This window comes from Stieleria tagensis (assembly GCF_024129865.1).
Lineage (GTDB): Bacteria > Planctomycetota > Planctomycetia > Pirellulales > Pirellulaceae > Stieleria > Stieleria tagensis.
In genome coordinates this window covers 1-3,857 of sequence record NZ_JAMYFE010000117.1, presented here as the reverse complement: position 1 = coordinate 3,857, position 3,857 = coordinate 1, and the positions used below count along the sequence as shown (strand labels likewise).

Annotated in this window: 3 protein-coding genes; all 3 read left to right on the top strand. The window is 56.6% G+C overall.

Features of this window, described 5'->3' with window-relative positions; translation table 11 throughout:
- The first annotated feature begins 620 nt into the window (after positions 1 to 620).
- Positions 621 to 1,397: a sugar phosphate nucleotidyltransferase gene (locus NHH03_RS24590; protein WP_253160767.1), complete on the top strand. Its 777-nt coding sequence runs from the start codon at positions 621 to 623 to the stop codon at positions 1,395 to 1,397.
- A complete protein-coding gene (locus tag NHH03_RS24585; protein WP_253160765.1) occupies positions 1,390 to 2,340 on the top strand; it encodes a ribose-phosphate diphosphokinase in 951 nt (316 codons plus the stop codon). The genes NHH03_RS24590 and NHH03_RS24585 overlap by 8 nt, the downstream gene beginning before the upstream one ends.
- 315 nt (positions 2,341 to 2,655) lie before the next feature.
- Entirely contained in the window at positions 2,656 to 3,777 is a 1,122-nt protein-coding gene (locus tag NHH03_RS24580) for an acyltransferase family protein (protein ID WP_253160763.1), read from the top strand.
- The last annotated feature ends 80 nt before the right edge of the window (positions 3,778 to 3,857 follow it).

Below are 3,857 nucleotides of genomic sequence, written 5' to 3'. Positions count from 1 at the left end.
CCCGCCGGGGGAAAACGGTTTCATGTTCACCCGGGGTTCCTGTCGAACCTGCCTCCAGCAGGTTCGACAGTGACCCCGGGCTAAGCTATCGAACGCCGTTGGCGTAGAGATGGGATTGAGTGCATGCGACTCTCCCAATGGGTGGCACACCAAGCTGCACGACTTCCTGGCGGGAGAGTACAGAGATCGAAGCGGCAATTTGCTGAGTCATTTGAGGTGAAGTGACTGTTTAGCGCAACTTCAAAACGCGTGAGCGAGGGATCACATGAAAACACTCTCAATCCCTCGCTGATGCATCGGGTTACCGTAAATGCGCTGGTTTCAAACGTCTCACGCGTGGCGTTTTGCGCGAGTTGTCTGAATAGGGCAGATTTACCGTCACTGGCCGGGCGCGTCTGGTTTTCGGGGACAGCCGGTGGCCGGGATAAACGACCCGAAAACCCGTTTTTTTGGCATTCGGCAATTCGAATTCCGCGCTGGCGGTTGTTCGAATCGGCCATGAACGCGAATATGCCGCTCCTCAACCCCTGCGGACCGAGCGGATGTGTCGCGACGATCGCCGCCGCGACTGTGTTTTTCCGCAACTGAACAGACTGACCCCGAGCGACCACGACCATCCGATGAATGCCCCCATCGAACCTGACCGTTCCGGAGCCTGTGCGATTATCCTCGCCGCCGGCAAAGGAACACGTATGAAAAGTGACCTGCCGAAAGTGCTGTGCCCCGTGGTCGGCCGCGCGATGATCCATTTTGTCATCGACGCACTGGAGGCCGCCGGGATCCACCGCCAAATTGTCGTTGTCGGTTATCAAGCCGACGCGGTCAAAGCGGAATTGGCCACCCGCCGGAACAGCAATATTGAATTCGCCCTGCAAGCCGAGCAGTTGGGGACCGGCCATGCCGTACAATGTTGTGAACAACCATTGGCCGATCAAACAGGCCCGACCATCGTGGTCGCCGGTGATTCGCCATTGATCCAAGCGAGCAGTTTGAAAACGTTGCTCAATCACTTTGCCGACACCCAGCCCGCTCTGTTGCTGGGAACGCTGGAAAAAGACGACCCGACAGGATTGGGACGGATCGTTCGCAACGCCCAAGGTGACTTCATGGGGATTGTCGAACACAAGGACGCCACGCCGGAGCAATTGGCGATCACCGAAGTCAATATGAGCACCTATCTGTTCCAGACACCGGATTTGAAAGCTGCCTTGGCGATGTTGCGTAACGACAATGCCCAATCGGAATACTATTTGACCGATTCGGCTCGTTTGCTGCGTGAATCCGGCCGGCCTGTCGAAGCGTTGCCGGCATTGCAGCCGTGTGAATCGCTGTCGATCAACAACCCCGAAGAGCTTCAATTGGTCGACCAAAAAATGCGGGCGATGGGTTATGCGTGAATTAAAAATATTCAGCGGTCAAGCGAATCCAGATTTAACGCTGAAGATTTGTCGCCACCTGCACCTCGAGCCGGCTGCGATTTCGCTGGGTAAATTCCCCGACGGCGAGAACTACTGCAAACTGGACGAAGACGTTCGCGGACGCGATGTGTTCTTGGTCCAGCCGACCTGTCCGCCGGTCAACGACAACTTGTTCGAGTTGTTGGTGATGATCGATTGTTGCAAACGCGCCAGCGCCGAACGGATCACCGCCGTGATCCCCTACTACGGCTATGCCCGGCAGGACCGCAAAGACGAAGGGCGTGTGCCGATCACGGCCAAAATGGTCGCTAACCTGATCGCCCGCGCCGGTGCCGATCGAGTGTTGACGATGGACCTGCACGCCGCCCAGATCCAAGGTTTTTTTGACGTCCCGGTCGATCACCTGTATGCCGCTCCGGTGTTGAACGAACACTTCAGCAATCGCGGGCTGACCGATGACAAGATCGTCGTCGTTAGCCCCGACGAAGGCAGTATCAAACGCGCCGTCGGTCACGGCAAACGGCTCGGTGGACCGTTGGCGATCGTGGATAAACGTCGCACCAACGCGATGGAAGTTCGTCAAAGCACGATTATCGGCGGTCCAATCGAAGGCAAAATCGCGCTGCTGTTTGACGACATGATCAGCACCGCCGGATCGATTTGTGGTGCTGCAAAACTGGTGCACGAAGCCGGTGCCGCGGAAATTCACATCGCCTGTACCCACGGCGTGTTGTGCGGTCCGGCCATCGATCGTCTGCGTGACGCACCGGTCGATTCAATCACGGTGACGGACACGATTCCAATCCCGGCGGATAAATTACTGCCGAAAATGGTGCAGCTGTCGGTTGCACCGTTGTTGGCCGAAGCGATCAAACGCATTCACCACGATCAATCGATCAGCGAACTTTTTCGCGAACGTTGATATCCGGCGACTGACGCCGCCGGCAGGCATTTTGTCGCCCGCTGGGCTTAAGAAAGCGCTGGCTTCAAGACTGACGCGTCGCGCTACCCAAACCAACAGCCCGCTTGTCGGTGCGGTCGCTCATTGCACCGGCATAATCCGTAGATTCCGATTCAACCGATCGGGTTTCAAGTTCTGGAGAGTGGGTCAGCGAGAAACCCCCGTAACGGACCACCTGCGGATAGCACAGTTCAGAATCGGCATGGTCGCTTGCGATCCGTTCGCAACGATGCCGATCTGGTCCGGAGCTCGTCTCATCTATCTGTGCTTGTTGCCATGGCAGAGAGTTCGCAAGTCGATCCACAGGTTCTGAAACCGCACCGCCGGATTTTGGAATTGGATTCGTTGCGCGCGCTGGCGGCGATCAATCTGCTGCTATTCCATTTCACGCACGTTTACAGCGTCAAGTTCGGCTACACATCGCCCCTCGGATTCGAGTGGCCCTACGGCGCTTACGGCGTTGAGATGTTTTTTATCCTGTCCGGTTTCGTCAACAGCATGTCGTTGATGCGGCGAGGCAAACCGGTGGACTTTGTCGCCGCCCGACTGATTCGAATCCTGCCGATCTTTTTGATCGTGATCGTCGCGAATCTGTGGATCATGAGTTGCGCGCCGCTGAATGAAACCGGCATCACAACGGCGCAGTTTGCTGCGAATCTGACACTGCTGCCACGAGTCTTTGGCCAGGAGTGCTTTGATCCTGTGATGTGGACGTTGCAGATCGAGATGATGTTCTACTTCACACTGGTCGCGCTGTACCGATTCGGTGGCCTGACCCGCTACTTTGTGGGCTGGGGATCACTGCTGCTGCTGTCTTATTTCGTTTGCCCGATGTTGGATGCCAGCGAACCGGCGGCGGGACAAACAGGCTGGTTCGCGGTAGCAACCGCTGTGCGGCGGTTGTTGCTACTGGATTTTGTGCCTTTGTTTGCGATGGGATTCTTGCTGTACATGATCAAGACCAAGACAGGGACACAGTGGCAAAACCTGTTGGGCATCTTGGTCGCAGCGTTCGTTTTTCACAGCATCGATCATGGCAAACACAATCCGTTGGCCACGGCGCTGATTCTGGCGCTCGTCACGGCCTGTGCCTACGGCAAAGTGCCGGTGCTGCGATTCAAGCCACTGTTGTTCGTCAGCACGATTTCCTACGCGCTGTATCTGTGCCACAACAATTTGGGCTGTGTGCTGATTCATCGCCTGGACCACAGCGGGTATCCGCCGCGCGTCTGTTTTGGGTTGGCGGTCGTGTTTGCGTTCAGCCTGGCGACACTCGTGACAACCCGTATCGAAGGCCCGATCACATCCTGGCTGCGCCGCCGTTGGGAACGCTATCGCAACGGCGAACCCGCCGCAGCAACTGTTGAAATGGCGCAAGTATCGCAACCCGAAGCATGACGGGCTGTGGATTGAATCTTCGATGGCAAACTAGCTTGGGAATGGTAACCCGACGCGTGAGTTTTGAAGTTGCGCTAAAC

Coding starts and splice junctions, on each gene's coding strand:
- NHH03_RS24585 (WP_253160765.1), top strand. CDS start 1,390: ATGCGTGAATTAAAAATATTCAGCGGTCAAGCGAATCCAGATTTAACG.
- NHH03_RS24580 (WP_253160763.1), top strand. CDS start 2,656: ATGGCAGAGAGTTCGCAAGTCGATCCACAGGTTCTGAAACCGCACCGC.
- NHH03_RS24590 (WP_253160767.1), top strand. CDS start 621: ATGAATGCCCCCATCGAACCTGACCGTTCCGGAGCCTGTGCGATTATC.